The 503-nt window shown below is 39.2% G+C and carries 1 protein-coding gene; it reads right to left on the reverse strand.

Annotated elements, in window-relative coordinates:
* Positions 1 to 203: 203 nt before the first annotated feature.
* Positions 204 to 404, reverse strand: a complete 201-nt coding sequence (locus tag AN944_RS21030; protein WP_055026586.1) for a hypothetical protein — start codon at positions 402 to 404, stop codon at positions 204 to 206.
* Positions 405 to 503: the final 99 nt, after the last annotated feature.

Below are 503 nucleotides of genomic sequence, written 5' to 3' on the forward strand. Positions count from 1 at the left end.
TTCACAATACTCTGTAATATCACGTTCCATGTTATTCGACTTACTTGCTATAAATGCGAGATCCTCGATTTTCATTGTGCACCTAACGCTAAGCTAAGCGGTGAGTGAACATGGGCTATGTTTGAGCGAAGCGCGTTCGCCCATGTTTACGAATCCGACTTTAGCGCCTTGTTATGTGTAGTTTGATTTATTGGCAAGCACATTTAGAAACCATACTTTTCTGAGTTTTGAAAAATTACAGCTACAGTTTCTGATGCTTGTGCTTCTGTAAGCTTAGCTTTGACAAGCAAGGATACTGCGACCTCTCTATCATGCTCCCTGATTGCGCAATCAAACTTTTCCATTAAACCTAAGGTAAACAACCTTTCGTTAATAGTCATCCCGTCTAAAATTAGTTCCGTCATACTTTCCTACACATAACGCCCTAATAATGGGCAAAAAATTGTTGGCTAAAATGTTGAGGAACGAAAACAGCCAACTGTTTTTTGTCCTTATTAATTAGC

It is taken from the genome of Shewanella sp. P1-14-1 (assembly GCF_001401775.1).
GTDB lineage: Bacteria > Pseudomonadota > Gammaproteobacteria > Enterobacterales > Shewanellaceae > Shewanella > Shewanella japonica.

Coding starts and splice junctions, on each gene's coding strand:
- AN944_RS21030 (WP_055026586.1), bottom strand. CDS start 404: ATGACGGAACTAATTTTAGACGGGATGACTATTAACGAAAGGTTGTTT.